Below are 16,520 nucleotides of genomic sequence, written 5' to 3' on the forward strand. Positions count from 1 at the left end.
CTAATCCTGAATATAGAATTCGTCGCCAGAAATGGCGGTAAATATCACTAGAGCGAGTTTTGTTGTTGGCACATAGTCCCCACGATAATCATTCAGGGCGGTGAGCATGAGCTCTTTCAATTCAGCAGAAGCCGTTCCAGCAAAGAAACGCTCGTTAACCAATTCGACTAAGGCACGGTGATCGTCCAGAAGAAGATAAAACTCGTTAAGATCGAAGTGGTAGGAATCACCACCTCCTCTACGAGTGCTGGTTAACATATAGTTGACCAAATCGGTATAAACAGACCAATTGAGAAGTTCATACTCTGGCGAGTTAATACCAGACTCCGTAAACTCGTTAGACGGCTGATAGTCTGGAGAGTAAAAATTAAACACGGAAGGAGAACGAAGCGGCCCTTGATTAGCGATGTTCATCATCGTTGTTGCGTCTTCGTAACGTGATCCTTTAATCGTAAAACCTGATGCTCGATGAAAATTAGTCAGGACCAGTATCGGTTCTTTCACTTTTATAGGCGGGGTATCCGTCATCCCTAATGCTTCAGGGTCGAGCAATATGGCTCGAACAACGGCGGTTAGATCGCCTTTTTCTCCTTCCCCATTGTTGTTAAATATCGTAGCAACACGCGCGACGTACTCTGGGCTTGGATTTGAACTGACCAAACGTTGGATAAGTAACTTTGAAACAAATGGAGCAACATTTGGGTGAGACATCAACATATCAATCACTTTTGAAAGCTCTTCTTGTGCGGTTAGACCCGATGGGATCACGTTCCCTAGAAATCGCTTCTCGCCGGTGTCGTGTCGCTGACTGATAACTCGCATCGGTTTCACGAATGCGATGTCGGAATTTTTCCATCCAGTTAATGCTCGCGCGAGCTCTTGAATATCAGTTTGATTGTACGTGGGGATAGGTTTGCCTGTTTCGTGGTTTAGCTTTTTACTGCCATCTAAATTGAGTTCATACAAACCGATAGTGAATAACTGCATTAACTCTCGAGCAAAGTTCTCATCGGGAAGCGTTCCTGTCGCACTATTTTCTTTTGCACTACCGAGCATAGACAAATAGCTCCCCATGACTGGATGGATGGAAACGTCATACAACAGGTCTCGGTAGTTGCCAAACGCATGCTCAACCAACAGATCGTAGTAATTCACTAACCCTGTAGGTTTGCTGGAAAGAACGCCGCCATAACGAGAAACGACTACGATCTGACTCAATGCATAAGCCGTTCGCTGTCTGAGCTGATCTTCAGCAGTAACAACAATCTGATACCAAGCATTTTCTCGGTTTGACTGTAGGCCTTTAGAAAAAGGCGTTTGATAAAGTGGTTGATGGTAGGTTGCTGGCAGGTTGATTTGTTTCTGTATCCAGTCCTCTAACCCGTTTTCCCTAACCTCATTAATTAACGCAGGAGTTGGTCCAAAAGAGGTTTGATAGAGAAAACGCGCAACGGTTTGATCGGATGGGGATTGCTGTATTTGTGCTGATACATTAGGCACATGGCTCAGCAATAAGATAGCCAATCCTAGTACCCAAGCAGAGATTTTATTTAGCTTCTGACGTCTCATAGTTAACTCGCTTACCCGAAGTAACGATTTAAGTCCATTTAACGGGAGTTATTAAGCTCTTTTGAGCTGTTTAGTAAATTTATGAAAATCAAGCAGCTGCATAGGCGAGTATAGTAGCTATAAGTGGTGAACAAAAAACTCAAACGATGAATTTGGTACTATAGTGCTAGAAGTTTTTGATGCTATTTTTTCTAAGATACTGATATTAAATATGGCCAATGAAGAGTAACAAGCAGAGATATCGCAATGGATATAGAAGGGGGACAGCTAAAGTACTGTTAACAAGAGATTGGTATGTTTGTTAAGGCTTAAGTTAGTTTCAAGAAATTATTGAGCCAATAAATAAAGCCCATTGGTTTGCACAAGAGAAAACCACACGGATGTTCTCTTGTACAAAGCAACAAAGGTTATTTTCGGGCAAGCTTATGGTGAGCACGAGAAAAGTGATCGGCACAAAATGCGCCCACGATCGAGAGTTCGCCAGCCAGACAAAGCGCAGCTGCGACTTCGGCTAACGCTTTCGCATTGCCGTTGCCGTGCAAACCCAAAATATCCAAACATGCTTTTTGCGTTGGAAGGCCAGTACCACCACCAACCGTCCCCACCATGATGTTTGGCAAGGTCACGCACGCGTACAAGTTGCCTTGAGCGTCTACATCCATACGAGTGATTCCAATGGCAGACTCTGCAACACAAGCTGCATCTTGACCACAAGCAATGTACAGCGCGGCAAGGGCATTTGCGTAATGCGCGTTGACGCCAATTGTCCCGCTGAGTAAACCACCCACCGTGGTCATTTTGCCAAATTGAACCATAGACTCCGGCGTCGTATGCAGATATTTTTCCACCAACTCAGCAGGAATGGTCACTTCGGCGGATACTTTCTTACCGCGTACCGAGCGCAGTGTGTGCGCGTTTGGTTTTTTGTCGCCTGATAAGTTGCCATCCAAGAATGCTTGAGTTGGTTTGATTGGGCTGGTCGCCAAAATATGATGGAACACTTCGTTTGTTGCGATGGTCACCATGTTTTGTCCGGAAGCGTCACCAGTCACGTATTCAAAGACCAAATAAACATGGTTTCCTTCGATATTTACATTGATGTCTTTGAGTTTGCCATGTGAGGTGGTGGAGTCCGCAATTTGACGAAATACGTCAAACTGGGTCACAACCCAACTGACGAACTGGCCGGCGTCAGCAAGGTGATTAAAGGCGAATACTGGTGTTCGGCTCACCCCTTCACTTAGTAACAATGCGCTCGCGCCACCAGCGGCGGTGATAAGATTTGCGCCACGGTTGTAGGAAGCGACTAACGCGGCTTCTGTCGTTGCAAGCGGAACCAAAAAGTCATCGTTCGCATACAAGCCGTTGACGCGCAAAGGGCCTGCAATGCCGACCGGCACATTAACAGTACCAATGAAGTGCTCGATGTTGTTGGAGTAAGCATCGCAATGTGACTGCGTGAAAGGATCAAGGAGATGATCTTTATTGGTCACGTGTTCCAATACTTGCCAACGGCGCGCCAAATGCTTATCCGACAGGCCAGGGCTTAAGCAGAGACGTTTCTCTGGCTTGTGAAACTTCGGTTCTAATGCCGATTGAATCTTACTGCTGGTTTCGATATCGGAAAGGGCGGAGCTTTGAACAGGGTTATCTTGGTTTAACTTCGGCATACAAACGTTAACTGAAAAATCGAACCAGAGATTGTAGTGATTGAGGCTTTGATTACAACGTTGATTATACGTTTTGCAACAAATACCACTGTGCAAGCGCCTTTATTATCCAAGTGATTTGATATTGGAGCGACGAATTTATCGGACATAAATGGGTTTTGACAATGAATGTTGAGTAAATGGTAGATCCGGGAGGTTATGGTTTTTAGAGAAACTGGTCTGTAGGTGTTTGGATTCGACAAGGTGTAAGCATGAGTGCCTTAAGAGCGGAATGGTTCAATCTATGAAAGGAATAAATTGTCTAACCCAGTCCCTTGGGTCAGACGCTAGCTTGAATCTGTTATTCAGAAGTTAGTTAAATGCGCGAGCCACACGTCCCGCACTTTTAATACGGTAATGGCCAACGTAAGCAGGAACAAATACCGATTGTCCTTTCGCGGCGGTTAACGTCTCACCGTTATCACTGATGAGTGTCAGGTCGGCATCAATCGCCATCAAAATCTCTGCGCTGTTTGCCTCAACCACTTCATTGTTCGGTTGGTTAAGAATGCTGAAGCTAAAGTCTGCCACTGGAACGGGATAAAGGCTCTGGCAACCATTTGCATTGGGTTTTAGGACAAGGCTGTGAAACGGCTTAGGCACAAAGTCTGTGCATTTAACCAGTTCTTCAACATCCATATGTTTCGGCGTGAGTCCTGCACGCAAAACGTTATCTGAGTTCGCCATGATCTCTAATCCCGTACCTTTAATGTAAGCGTGTGGCGTTCTTGCGCTCAGGAACATCGCTTCGCCAGGTTGCAGCGTGATGACATTCAACAGTAATGGCGCAAACAAGCCGACATCGCCAGGGTATTGAGTGGATAGATCCAAGATGAGCTGGAAAACGTCGCTGTCAGTGCCTTGCTCCGATTGACGTGAAGCGTGGGCAAGAAGCTGTTTCAGTGCACGCTCTTTTGTTTCTCCTTCCATGGTCAGAATGTGCACAAAGAAATCGCGTAAACCTTGTGAGTTGATTTCGCGTTTGAATGCATCTAGCGGTGTGCGTAGCTCATCGATATCGCAAAGGCTAAATGCCTCAATAATCTCGGCATACGAGCGAAAACCGTTCATGGCTTGGTAACTTGTCAGCGCGTACACCAACTCAGGTTTGTGGTTTGGATCCTTGTAGTTACGATGGCTTGCGTTTAGTGGGATCCCGGCACTTTGTTCTTTTTCGAAGCCTATTTCGGCATCTTGTTTGCTTGGGTGAACTTGAATCGACAGTGCGTGTTCGGCCGCTAAGATTTTAAACAGAAAGGGCAGGTCGCCAAATTTTGCTGCGGTTTCTGCTGATAAATAAGCGGGTTGGTTTTGTTTGATCAGTTCAGACAAAGGCAGCGTGTTTTGCTCAACCTGAACTTCAGAGCAGCCGTTTGGGTGAGTACCCATCCATACTTCTGCTTGAGGCTCATTCGTTTCGTTAGAAAATCCAAACAAATCGTGAATAGAAGAGGTGCTTCCCCAAGCGTAGTTTTGGATTTTGTTGTTCATTTGAAAGAAGCTATGCGATGAAATAGTGTTCAAATTCATGTTTTTTTCCCATAGTTAACCCTCCGAACTGAATCGGAAGAAAAATTGAGCAGAGATACGTTAAATAAGGAGGGCGAGCGCGGTTAGGTCACTCGCCAATTTGCCCTAAGGGCGATAAGTCGATTTACAACCGAGGCTTTGGTTCGAGAGGTTTTCGTGATGGCTGCGCTTGCAAAAATGGCAGCAACAAAAGGCCAATGACGGCTGCACAAACTGAAATAGTGATGAAGAAACCCGTCCAATGATATTCTTCAAGAATTAACGCCAGTGGGTAACCTGACAATGCTGCGCCCATGTAGGCGAACAAGCCCACGAATCCTGTTGCCGCGCCGGCAGAATCTTTGTGAGAGCACTCAGCCGCTGCCATACCGAGCAGCATTTGTGGCCCAAAGACAAAGAAGCCGATGGAGAACAATCCCGCCGCTTGGAATGCAAAGTTGGTCAGAGGCATCAGCCAAAGCGCAGAGACAGATAAGAAAATCCCAATCGCGAACAGCAAGTTCATTGGCCCACGGTTACCGCCAAAGAGTTTGTCTGAGCCCCAACCCGCAACCAATGAACCAACAAAACCTCCGATTTCAAACATCGACAGAGCAGCGTTGGCGTTAATCAGGCTATAGTGATGCTGCTCGGTCAAGTACAGGTTTCCCCAGTCATTGATTGCGGTTCGGACGATGTAAACCAACACATAACTGAACGCGAGCAGCCAGATGTATTTGTTGTTAAATACGTACGATTTCAGAATTTCGCGGTAGGTGAGGCCACGTCCGTAATTTTCTTGCGCAAGTTCTAGTGCGTCGTTGCGCCATTGGCCGACACTTGGTAAACCCATTGTTGTGGGTTTGTCGCGCAATCGCCAACAAACGAATAGACCGAGCAACACCCCGATGATGCCGGGTAGAATAAAACCTTCACGCCAGCTGTAGTGCAACGTTAAATAGCCCACCAAAATAGGGATCAGCGCGCCACCAACGTTGTGTGCGGTGTTCCAAATCGCCCATAAGAAGCCACGCTCGGAACGTGAATACCAAGTGGTTAACAGCTTGGAGCATGAAGGCCAGCCCCAGCCTTGGAACCACGCGTTTAAGATCCACAGAGTAATGAAAGCCGCGAGTGAGCTAGAAAAGCCGAACGCGATGTTGACCAGACCTGTCGCAATCAATCCTAATCCCATGAAATAACGAGGGTTAGAGCGATCCGAAATCGTGCCAGAAATAAACTTCGAACAGCCGTAGGTGATGTAGAAAAGTGTACCGATAAGACCCAAATCGCCTTTATCTAAGCCAAGGTTGGTAATCATCGCTGGTGCGGCGTAGTTAAAGGTCTTACGGGTAAAGTAGAAACCTGCGTAGCCGATGTACATCCCCAACATAATGTGCAAACGCCAATGGCGGTAACGCTGGTCGATTTGCTCGTTGCTCAGACTCGGTTGAGTAAATTTAGGTGAACGTAAAAATCCAAACATCTTGAGTTACACCTTAGGTAGAGTAATGCTGATTTGTGTGCCAGTCACTTGATTGCTGGTGGAGTAGATAACCATTTTTCCACCTAACGCGTGCACACGCTCTTGCATGCCGCGAACGCCCATGCCTTTCATACCGTCCTGAACTTTGAAACCGACACCATCATCGTGAATCATCAGTGACAGTGCCGTTTCTCCAATTGTCAGCTCAATATTGATCAACTGCGCTCCTGCGTACTTGGCGGCGTTATTCAATGACTCTTGGCATAAACGGAATAGGGTGACTTTGAGTGTGTCACTCAGGCTGGTGTAATCGCCTTGCCAGTTCAATTGAACAGTTGTTCCGTGATTGGCGAATTCCATCTCTCGCGTCAGTTGCTCGACGGATTCTTTCAAGTCCAAATCATCCAGCATTTTGGGTCTTAGCTTGCTCAACAGTCGCTTAGTGGTGTCGTACACGTTGAGCGAAAGTCTTTCAATCATGTCTGCGCAACCTACGCGTGTTTCTGTGTTATTTACCCGCTTAATGATGTTGGCTTGTGTGCGGATTGCCGTGATGTTCTGGCCGATTTCGTCATGTAGCTCGCGCGCAATATCGCGTCTTACCGATTCTTCCGCTTTGATAAGCTGGCGAGACAAATTCTGATTGCGTGCAAGTTCGCCGCGCAGTTTGTGATTGAGGTCTTTTTGTTTCTGAACCCCTAAGCCGAGCATAATGCCGGTGATGGTTTGCGCCGAGAGAGATAATAACAAATCGGTGATTTCTAGATTTGATACGCCGCTGCGAGCCGCAATCAGCGCAATGCTGTTGAGCATGGTGGCGAGCAGGGCTCCTTGCCAGCCGTAACGAAGTGCCAACACGATGATTGGGATAGCCATACAAAATGGCGCAAATCGTTTTAGCTCTTCAGGCAAGCTGGTTTGCACCAAAATACTGCCGATCAAAAGCAGCGCATAAAGCACGATATGGCGCACCTGAAATACAACGGCATTACTAAGTAGGAGAGAGCTAAGCGGAGACCAACGACTTTGGAACAAATAGCTCCACAACAGGTAGCACATAGGCACCACGAGCAAGCCTCCAGAAATGCTAGCCAGCCATACCATGTAAACAGAAGGCACGTGAAATCCGACCGCCATTACGTTGATGAAGGCGGTAATGATGATCACAATGCCCATGACGGCTAAGTGGCGGTTTTGGTCACCGTAGTAGTATTTTTTCGCAATCAGTGTGACCGGGATACTGGCAATGCTCGCAATCAGCACGGTAAGCCACTGCGGTTGACCCAGTAACATCGCAAGTGCGATGGAAAGTCCCCACTCCGAAAGGTAAATCGTCGGCCAATAAGCGGTGCGAGTGTGTAGGGTGACACCTAATCGTAAAGCGAAAGGAAACAATAAGATCGCCAACTCGGGATCATTGACAAAGTAATAGGCAATCACCCACAAGCAAAACCAGGCGCAAGCCATAACAAATAGTCCGCAAATGGTGGTAACAGCGTAAGCTCGCATTAAAAGGACTCTTGAGAAAATAGTTTGGCGAGCTCAACGTTGTTTTTCACGCCGAGTTTGTCGATGGCATTCGCACGATGCACATGCACGGTCTTGTGGCTCAAGCCAAGCTCTGCCGCGACAGACTTTACATCCAACCCGGTCGCAAGTAGCTGACATACCTCGTTTTCACGTTTTGTCAGTTGGCATAGAGAGGTGGTGTTGTCGCTAGGCGTTGCAAGTTTAAGTGCAATATCTGATGTGAGGTAACAGCCGCCAGAAGCACTGGTTCTCACGGCTTGAATAAGTTCGTCTGGGCTACAGCGTTTACTAAGATAGCCTTTTGCACCTAGCTTTAGTGATTTTTCCACCATCGCAGGGGAGTCATGCACGCTAAGCATCACGCAGGCAATGCCAGTTGGTATTTCGCTGAGAAAGTTTAAGCCGCTTTCATCTGGCATGGAGATATCTAGTATGACGACATGAGGGTGTACCGCAGGCAAGCCTTTTCGCGCTTCGGCGACAGAGCCGAATTCACCAACAACGGTAATATCACTTTCTAAATTTAATAATTGTGCGAAACCTGAACGCACGATGACGTGATCATCAACTAGAGCAACATGAATCATTATTACAACCAAATAGAGCAGACGACTAACAACAATAAGCTCCAACAGGAGCCAATAGAAAAATCTTTAATGATACTGAATTGAGCCATGCTTTTTAATGATCTTGCGCGCTTTACCGAAGTAAAGCGCGCAGAGAAGCTAGGCTTGGTTTTGTGCAAGTTGAAGCTTCTTCGCGTGTCGAATCTTCTTCTCTTCCGCGATAGCGACGAAAGCAAGCAAAACAATACAAATCATGGCGGAGGTATCTAGGGCTGCGAAGGTACCTTTCCAACCTGTTAAGCCGAAGATAGGTGTACCGTCGGCAATCATACCGAGACCAAGTTTCGCGAAGCTGTCACCGATTAGGTAAGCGAATGTACCTTTTACTCCGTCAGCTACACTGATTGCTTTTTTAGGGACAAAACCAACCGCGGCAACACCGATAAGAAGTTGCGGACCAAACACCAAGAAGCCCAATACAAATAGAGAGGCTAAGTACATGAACTCGCTAGTGGCGTGTTGGTAGAACTCAAGCGATACGATGATCAAACCAAGAGACACACAAGCAACCAATGCGCGGCGACCGTTTGCTAAGTCAGATAAGTAACCCCACATCAAAGTACCGACAAGCGCACCGACTTCGAACAGAGTAAAGCCAGAGATTGCCGTTTCTTTTGACAGACCAAGCTCTTGGTACGCGTATACCGTTGACCATTGGTCGATACCAATACGCACGATGTAAAGGAAGATGTTGGCAAAGCAAAGTAGCCAGATAACTTTGTTTTTAAGAACGTATTCAACAAAGATTTCTTTTTTGGTCATCTGGTTTTCTTCAGCGGCGGTGTCTTCTTCACTCACTGCTTCATCGAAAAGTTCTTCTACTTTACCTAGACCGTAAGCTTCTGGTGAGTCGCTACCAAAGCGCATACCGATAAAGCCAACGATGATCGCGATGATAGAAGGGAACACGAACATGCCGATTACGTGGCCGTCGAATAGGTAGTTGGCACCGAAAAGAGCAACACCCGCTGCGCCCGCACCACCAACGTTGTGTGACATGTTCCACAAGCCTAGGTAAGAGCCGCGCTTGTTACGAGGTGTCCATTTTGTAATGGTTGAGTAACTAGAAGGGCCACCAGTACTTTGGAAGAAACCACTTAGAGCGTAGAAAGCCACCATCAAGAACAGGCTTGCACTACCGCCGCCCATGCTGAAGCTGAAACCAAGCATTGCAAGACCAGAAAGGATCAGCATAAAAGGGAGGAATTGCTTGGTGTTCTTACCGTCAGCGTAGTAAGACACAACGGTTTTACCGATGCCGTATGTGATGGAGAAGCCAAGACCAATAAGACCTAGGTCTGTCATGCTCAAACCGTAAGTTGAGATCATGTCGTTTTGCGCGACATTGAAGTTCTTACGAATCAAGTACATGGTTAGGTAGCCGATGAATACGACCAAGTAAGATTGGATGAACGGTTTAAACCACATCTTTCTTCTAACTTCGACAGGAAGATCGAGTGTCGGCTTCCGCACTTGTTCGAGGAATTTTAACATGATGAACTCTCTTGTAATTGTTTTAGAAACACAACGGAGACCGTTATGCGCTCTTGTTACCTTTGACTGAGCGGAATTCTAGAGAGTGGTTTTGTGAGGCACATGAGATGGTTGCCTAGATCGGCTAGGAAAAATTCCTAGAAATGCCTAGGAAGGTAGAAAAGCGTGAAAAGAGTCACACAAAATCCTTACTAATTTATGGGTTTTTTACTGGTTTCTTATCGGATTAGAAAGTGTTCAAATGCAAGCGGATTAATATGCTTAAGCGTAGTGCTGACAAGGGGTGAGTACGTTTGGTTGGAAGAGTAGTGTCTCGTTGCTAGCTATCAATCGCGAACGAGAAGCAAACAACAGAGACCCAGAGGTCTCTGTTAGAAATATTAGGAATTCGGCTAGGTTGACGTGTTAAGGGGCAGGGCTGTATAGACGCGGCGAGCCGTGTTTTGGTAAGTGAATTAGGTTCAAATGGTTTCTTCTTGCCCATTCGACAGTTAACGCTGTCGGCGCAGATAAGCAAACCAGAGTGGGGATACGCGCGCGAACGGCTTTGTGGATCAACTCTAAGCTGCAACGGCTTGTCATGATTGCGAAGCCACTTTTAGGTTCGATGTGATTGTTGGCCAATGCGCCAATCAACTTATCTAGCGCGTTGTGACGGCCGATGTCCTCTCGGCACAACTTGATGTTGCCTTGTAAATCTGAAAATAAAGCGGCGTGTAGCGCGCCAGATTCACGTGCGGCTTCTTGATGCAGTGCGACTTTGTCTCGCAGCCCTTCGAATACATCGGAGCGCGGAGGAAGAGACGGTGTTAGCGGTGCTAAATCAGGCAAAGCTTGTTCCAGAGCCTCGACACCACAAATGCCGCATCCAGTTGTGCCGGCAAGATTCCGGCGTTGTGTTTTTAACGCCCAGAAAGCGCGGTTGCTGATTTCCACTTCCGCATAGTGAGATTCGTGATCGCCACCAACTTCAATGTCTTTGATCTCTTTGAAGTCGTGGACGATGCCTGTGCTTAGGCTAAACCCTTTCACAAAGTCTTCCAGATGGCCTGGCGTCACCATCATGACCGCTTGGCTAATGCCGTTATAGCTGATAGCTAAAGCTGACTCACTCGCCAGCGACATTTGTTGCACTGGGCGGCCATCAATCAATTCTCGGTAATTGAACGCACTTGGTTGAGGTGGTGCTTGATTGAAATCGGACAGTTCAAAATAAGATTGAGTAGTACATCTCATGAAATCACCTCATAAGCCGTTATGTATGCCAAACATTGACGTGTGGGTTGTTGTTATCGATTGAATATGTTTTTTGCTTCTGCGAAGCACTGATCGGTTAGCGCGGAGAAGGGTTCTTGTTTTCGCTTTAACAAACCTAGCGGGGCGTGAACGGCGGCTTCTTCGATAGGGATAATGCGAAGCGTATCGTTCAACTCTTCTAATCCACAGTTCAGCGGCATAATGGCGCAACAAAGGCCACTGGTTACTGCTTGGATCAAGTGAAAGGTGGAGTTACTTTCAATGACGGTTTGCGGAACTAGCCCTTTACTCACAAAGCTAAGATCAATTGAGTGGCGATAGTGCATACCCTTCGAAAGCAGCCCTAGCGGAATGTTATTGAGTGACTCCCACAACACTTCAGATTCGGCAAAATCAAAATGACGCTCATCGAATAAAACGCCAAGTTTGGTCGAGTCGAGCTCGATAACATCGAAGTAAGCGGTGTTAACTTGATCGACATAACACATCCCCAAATCTAGTTGATTGCGATTGAGTTGGTCTATGATCTGTTCGGTCGTCATGGAGAGTATTTGAAAGCGTAACTCAGGGAACTGGTGAGCTAATGGTTTGAGCAATTGCATCGGGTTTTGGCTGGCGAGTGGCACCATTCCAAGCCGAAGAGAGCCGACCAACTGACCACGGCAGTTGGCGGCTTCAGCTTGCAATCCATCATGAGCTGCTAAGACGGTTTTTGCCCAAGCTAAAATGCGTTCTCCTGCTTCAGTAAACCCTTCAAATCGTTGACTTCTTTGGATTAATTCGAGATCGAGTTCTTCCTCTAAGCTTCGGATTCTCATGGACAAGGTAGGCTGCGTAATGTGGCACAATGCGGCGGCTTGACCAAAGTGTTTGGTCTGTTCAAGTGCGATGAGATATTTAAGTTGTTTGATATCCATAATGGCTTGTTAACCTTGCGTTGTGAGTCACATGTACGGGGGGAACTCCCTAAAAAGGGCACGGCACTACCGTACTTTTTAAGCGCTGGAGCGTTTTAACTGGGAAATGGAAAACCAAAACCAAGTCAAGAATAAAACCACACTCAAAATTGATCTGAATCAAGGCTATTTCTGATATTAATTAGGGTCAAATTTAAAGTATCTATAGTGTGATAGATATTATCTATTATCAAGAGTACCGATTTTATTGAGCTCGTTAAGCGAACTAGGTGGAATCGGATGGGAAAACGATTAACCTCATAAGTTGTATTGATTAAAAATGTTATGACCGTCAGTGGAAAAATTCGTCATAGATTTTGTTTATCACTCGGTCAGGATTATCAATTGGACGCATATTGAATAACGACTTAATCTTTGATTTAGATCAAGACGCAACAATGCGAATTGAATCTACCAGTCTTAGAAACAGTAGGCGGGTATCCGATATCAAGAATCTAGATATCTAGATAAGTAAACGCTCGGACAAGCGAGAGCATGTTGAGTGGTTACTTATTTGGATTAAAAAATACATGGATTAGAAACTAAGCCCTTCAATACTTCCGCATTATCTCAATAAATAACGCGCTTGTTTTCACGGGCACCCTGCTTGCTGGTATATCTGCGAGGAGTAAAGTCGTGAGCCAAAAAGAACAAATAAAAACATACAAAGGTCCAGCTGGTGGTTGGGGTGCACTGAAAGCCGTAACCAGAAGTTGGTGGGGCAGTGAAAATGCAGTTAAAAACATTCGCACTATGCTCAAAACCAACCAAAATGGCGGTTTCGACTGTCCGGGATGTGCATGGGGCGAGTCGCCAGATAGTGGTAAAGTCAATTTCTGTGAGAATGGCGCGAAAGCGGTAAACTGGGAGGCGACCAATCGTCTGGTTGATCCTGAGTTTTTTGCCAATCACAGCGTTTCTTCTCTCTCAACTCAAACCGATTACTGGTTGGAATACCAAGGCCGTATCACGCACCCAATGCGATACGATGCTGAATCCGACCACTATTTGCCTGTCTCTTGGGATGAGGCTTTTACACTTGTCGCGAAGCATCTCAATCAATTGGATTCACCGCACCAAGCGGAGTTTTATACCTCTGGTCGTGCAAGCAACGAAGCGGCGTTTTTATATCAGCTATTTGTGCGCGCATTCGGTACCAACAACTTCCCAGATTGTTCCAACATGTGTCACGAAGCCAGTGCAATCGGGATGAAAGACACCATTGGCGTTGGTAAAGGCACAGTGATCTTTGATGATTTTGAAGAAGCCGACGCGATTTTCGTGATTGGTCAAAACCCAGGCACGAATCACCCACGAATGCTTGAACCTCTGCGCGAAGCGGTAAAACGTGGTGCACAGGTTATCTGTCTAAACCCGCTGAAAGAGCGCGGATTAGAGCGTTTCCAAAACCCACAAATGCCGATTGAGATGTTGAGTAACGGCTCAGAACCTACCAACACGGCGTACCTGCGTCCTGCTTTAGGCGGAGACATGGCAGTGTTTCGTGGCATCGCGAAATTCTTGTTGCAATGGGAACGCGAGGCATTGCAAAACGGTGGCAAAGCGGTATTTGATCGTGAATTCATCAAACAACACACGATAGGTATAGATGACTATTTGGCTGAAGTGGACGCAACCGCTTGGGAACACATCACGGAACAATCGGGTCTTGATTTAAGTGAAATCGAGATGGTGGCGAGCATGTATCGACGTGCAGAACGTGTGATCATGTGTTGGGCGATGGGGTTGACTCAGCATCGTCACTCTGTGCCTACCATTAAAGAAGTCGCAAACGTGCAAATGTTACGAGGTAACGTTGGTAAGCCGGGCGCGGGTCTTTCACCTGTGCGAGGTCACAGTAACGTTCAGGGCGACCGTACGATGGGCATTGATGAAAAACCTTCAGATCTGTTGTTGGATCGCATTGAAAGTCGATTTAACTTTGCCGTCCCGCGCGGTGAAGGCCACAACACTGTGCAAGCCATTAAAGCGATGGAAGAAGGGCAAGCGAAAGTATTTATCGGTTTGGGCGGTAACTTTGCACAAGCAACGCCAGACACAGAACGTACGCACAACGCGATGCGAAACTGTAATTTAACCGTGCACATTTCGACGAAGTTAAATCGTTCTCACCTTGTCACAGGTAAAGATGCGCTTATTCTTCCATGCTTAGGCCGTACTGAGATTGATCAGCAAGCGACTGGCCCACAAGGCGTGACGGTTGAAGATACCTTCAGCATGGTACATATCTCATTTGGTCAGCTAAAACCACGTTCGGAGCATTTGCGTTCAGAACCAGCGATTATTGCCGGTATTGCCAATGCTACACTCGGGGCAAAACCAATTGATTGGTTGTGGGCGATTGAAGATTACGACCGTATTCGCGATTTGATTGCCGACACGATTCCGGGCTTTACCGACTTTAACCATAAGCTTAAACACCCGGGTGGATTCCACTTGGTAAACCTTGCTGCTGAGCGTCGATGGAATACACCAAGCGGCAAAGCACAGTTCAGCTCTAGCGAGTTGCCGAAACAGTTGATCAGCGAAGCGATACTCGAAAAAGGCCAAAAGCCAGATTTGATCTTGCAAACCATGCGCTCACACGACCAATACAATACGACACTTTACGGCTTGAATGACCGTTATCGTGGAGTATTTGGTATGCGCGAAGTGCTGTTTATCAATGAAGCGGATATTCGTAAACTCGGTTTTGAACCGGGCGACAAAGTGGACATGGTGTCATTGTGGGAAGATGGCGTTGAGCGCCGTGTGAGCGGATTTACGCTTGTTGCCTATGATGTACCAGCAGGTCAGGCGGCGGCTTACTATCCAGAAACAAACCCATTAGTTCCTTTGGACAGTTATGGGGATAGAACGTTTACGCCAACCTCTAAGTTTATTGCGATAAAATTGGAAAAATCGACATCCGATAAGATCGCTTTGGTGGACGCGGAATAGTGACCAAACCGGCACAACGACATTTCCGATAAGCAAACGGCTGATATTAATTATCAGCCGTTTTTAATTGCGCTCAGTCTGCATTTAGTGCGCATAGCTTGTGTATAATGTTAATGACATTATGCTGCTCGATAGTAGACAGATAAGGCCGATTTGAATCTAATTTCAAGTAGTAAAACTAATAAGAAGATGCTTATGACCTTGAAAAATATAATTAAATTAACAATCAGTCACTTAGTGGCAGTTTCTATTGGCATTGCGATAGGTATCTATACTTTACCGATCCTTATTGCACCACCTGCGCCGACCGATGAACAAGTTGCTAAGAGCAAGCAAGGTGCAGAATACAGCGCAGTGTTTAAGAGGGAACTCAAAGGTAGCGATGCTTTTCATTGGGGAGAGGGAGAGATTCATTTGAGCTCTGAAGTCATTACGTTGGTAGGAAAACTCGCTCCCGGGCCAGACTATAAACTCTATCTATCTCCTACGTTTGTCGAAACGGAACAAGAGTTTAATGACCTTAAATCTGAAATGAGCTTAATTGGTGATGTAAAAACGTTCGATAACTTCGTTATTGAGGTTCCTCAAAGCACTTCAATTTCTGAATACAATACGGTTGTTGTATGGTGCGAGACATTCGGTGAGTTCATTACTTCGGCAAAGTATCAATAAACCTTAGCAGTAGAGTAAAAGGCTTTTCTTTTCACTTTACGCTAGGATGTTGTTTCGCATCATTAGAAGGCAAAGACTCTTAAACATTCTAAATTTAAGAGTCTTTGTTTAGAGTTATTGACAGAACCATTCGACTTGTAAGTCGTTTGCATCTTTCAGGCTACGTTCTGGAAAAACAAGATTTCGAACTATTTAGAGTTATTCTCTGTTTGGCTTGTTTCGTTCGATGACGCTAATCGCAATGGCTAAAAATAGAATATCTTTTACTAAAAAGAAGTTTGTCACCAAAACCCCATCAGACACTTTCCATGTATTCGGTGTCGTAATTAGAAAGCTGAGTGTCGCAAGAAAAATAATTGCGGCGGCTATGCCAGAAAAATAAGCGACTCGTGTGTTTTTAAGGCCAACGATTAATCCAATAGCGACAATGATTTCTGTTGCGCCAATGATGTTTGATACGGCTTGAACTGACATCACATCATACAACCAACTCATCAGAAAATGATTTTCAACGAGCGGTTGTATAAGCTTGGCCTCTGTAGGTGTGAATTTATAAATACCAATCCATATTAGAACTAAAGAAACGCCGAAAACTCCGATAAGATATCCAATTGAGTCACGTTGATGATGGCTTTTTACGTTTTGCATAATTAACTACATTCTCCTGTTTGTTAGCGCTTCCAACAAGACCTATAAGGTTGGTAGAAAATTTCATAGGTTTTTTCGCTCAAACAACAGATATTAAAAATCA

The 16,520-nt window shown here is 45.8% G+C and carries 12 protein-coding genes; 2 read left to right on the forward strand and 10 right to left on the reverse strand.

The features are described from left to right. From R7E47_RS14665 to R7E47_RS14705, 9 genes are all read right to left on the reverse strand, one after another. Window positions 1-1,569, reverse strand: coding sequence for a DUF1800 family protein (locus R7E47_RS14665; RefSeq protein WP_054575966.1), 1,569 nt, complete (start codon window positions 1,567-1,569; stop codon window positions 1-3). A gap of 407 nt (window positions 1,570-1,976) precedes the next feature. After that, entirely contained in the window at window positions 1,977-3,239 is a 1,263-nt protein-coding gene (locus R7E47_RS14670; RefSeq protein WP_213970856.1) for a hydroxymethylglutaryl-CoA reductase, read from the reverse strand. A gap of 351 nt (window positions 3,240-3,590) precedes the next feature. After that, entirely contained in the window at window positions 3,591-4,808 is a 1,218-nt protein-coding gene (gene manA, locus R7E47_RS14675) for a mannose-6-phosphate isomerase, class I (protein ID WP_256900957.1), read from the reverse strand. A gap of 124 nt (window positions 4,809-4,932) precedes the next feature. After that, window positions 4,933-6,273 carry an MFS transporter gene (locus tag R7E47_RS14680; protein WP_318071781.1) on the reverse strand — a complete coding sequence of 447 codons (1,341 nt, stop codon included), beginning with the start codon at window positions 6,271-6,273 and terminating at the stop codon, window positions 4,933-4,935. Between the two features lie 6 nt (window positions 6,274-6,279). Continuing rightward, a complete protein-coding gene (gene uhpB / locus R7E47_RS14685; RefSeq protein ID WP_318084515.1) occupies window positions 6,280-7,782 on the reverse strand; it encodes a signal transduction histidine-protein kinase/phosphatase UhpB in 1,503 nt (500 codons plus the stop codon). Next, complete coding sequence (gene uhpA / locus R7E47_RS14690; protein ID WP_005376090.1) at window positions 7,782-8,390, reverse strand: transcriptional regulator UhpA; 609 nt, start codon at window positions 8,388-8,390, stop codon at window positions 7,782-7,784. Before uhpA ends, uhpB begins: the two co-directional genes overlap by 1 nt. Before the next feature lie 138 nt (window positions 8,391-8,528). Further along, window positions 8,529-9,923 carry a hexose-6-phosphate:phosphate antiporter gene (uhpT, locus tag R7E47_RS14695; protein WP_021707729.1) on the reverse strand — a complete coding sequence of 465 codons (1,395 nt, stop codon included), beginning with the start codon at window positions 9,921-9,923 and terminating at the stop codon, window positions 8,529-8,531. Between the two features lie 405 nt (window positions 9,924-10,328). After that, a complete protein-coding gene (gene fdhD / locus R7E47_RS14700) occupies window positions 10,329-11,159 on the reverse strand; it encodes a formate dehydrogenase accessory sulfurtransferase FdhD (protein WP_064369243.1) in 831 nt (276 codons plus the stop codon). 53 nt (window positions 11,160-11,212) lie between these two features. Continuing rightward, entirely contained in the window at window positions 11,213-12,097 is an 885-nt protein-coding gene (locus R7E47_RS14705; protein ID WP_005376096.1) for a LysR family transcriptional regulator, read from the reverse strand. A gap of 675 nt (window positions 12,098-12,772) precedes the next feature. On the opposite strand from R7E47_RS14705, the gene R7E47_RS14710 reads away from it, so the two are divergent. Together R7E47_RS14710 and R7E47_RS14715 are read left to right on the forward strand one after the other, a co-directional pair. Next, a complete protein-coding gene (locus R7E47_RS14710; RefSeq protein WP_213899879.1) occupies window positions 12,773-15,097 on the forward strand; it encodes an FdhF/YdeP family oxidoreductase in 2,325 nt (774 codons plus the stop codon). A gap of 195 nt (window positions 15,098-15,292) precedes the next feature. After that, complete coding sequence (locus R7E47_RS14715) at window positions 15,293-15,769, forward strand: DM13 domain-containing protein (RefSeq protein WP_213899878.1); 477 nt, start codon at window positions 15,293-15,295, stop codon at window positions 15,767-15,769. 198 nt (window positions 15,770-15,967) lie between these two features. Here R7E47_RS14715 and R7E47_RS14720 read toward each other — a convergent pair whose 3' ends face one another. Continuing rightward, window positions 15,968-16,417, reverse strand: coding sequence for a YkgB family protein (locus R7E47_RS14720; protein WP_213899877.1), 450 nt, complete (start codon window positions 16,415-16,417; stop codon window positions 15,968-15,970). Window positions 16,418-16,520 lie beyond the last annotated feature (103 nt).

Origin of the sequence: Vibrio sp. Vb1026 (assembly GCF_033338745.1) — a bacterium.
GTDB lineage: Bacteria > Pseudomonadota > Gammaproteobacteria > Enterobacterales > Vibrionaceae > Vibrio > Vibrio alginolyticus.

Bases quoted from the DNA above. Each gene is read 5' to 3' on its own strand.
- uhpB (WP_318084515.1), bottom strand. From the start codon at position 7,782: ATGCGAGCTTACGCTGTTACCACCATTTGCGGACTATTTGTTATGGCT.
- R7E47_RS14715 (WP_213899878.1), top strand. From the start codon at position 15,293: ATGACCTTGAAAAATATAATTAAATTAACAATCAGTCACTTAGTGGCA.
- uhpA (WP_005376090.1), bottom strand. From the start codon at position 8,390: ATGATTCATGTTGCTCTAGTTGATGATCACGTCATCGTGCGTTCAGGT.
- fdhD (WP_064369243.1), bottom strand. From the start codon at position 11,159: ATGAGATGTACTACTCAATCTTATTTTGAACTGTCCGATTTCAATCAA.
- R7E47_RS14670 (WP_213970856.1), bottom strand. From the start codon at position 3,239: ATGCCGAAGTTAAACCAAGATAACCCTGTTCAAAGCTCCGCCCTTTCC.
- uhpT (WP_021707729.1), bottom strand. From the start codon at position 9,923: ATGTTAAAATTCCTCGAACAAGTGCGGAAGCCGACACTCGATCTTCCT.
- manA (WP_256900957.1), bottom strand. From the start codon at position 4,808: ATGAATTTGAACACTATTTCATCGCATAGCTTCTTTCAAATGAACAAC.
- R7E47_RS14720 (WP_213899877.1), bottom strand. From the start codon at position 16,417: ATGCAAAACGTAAAAAGCCATCATCAACGTGACTCAATTGGATATCTT.
- R7E47_RS14705 (WP_005376096.1), bottom strand. From the start codon at position 12,097: ATGGATATCAAACAACTTAAATATCTCATCGCACTTGAACAGACCAAA.
- R7E47_RS14665 (WP_054575966.1), bottom strand. From the start codon at position 1,569: ATGAGACGTCAGAAGCTAAATAAAATCTCTGCTTGGGTACTAGGATTG.
- R7E47_RS14680 (WP_318071781.1), bottom strand. From the start codon at position 6,273: ATGTTTGGATTTTTACGTTCACCTAAATTTACTCAACCGAGTCTGAGC.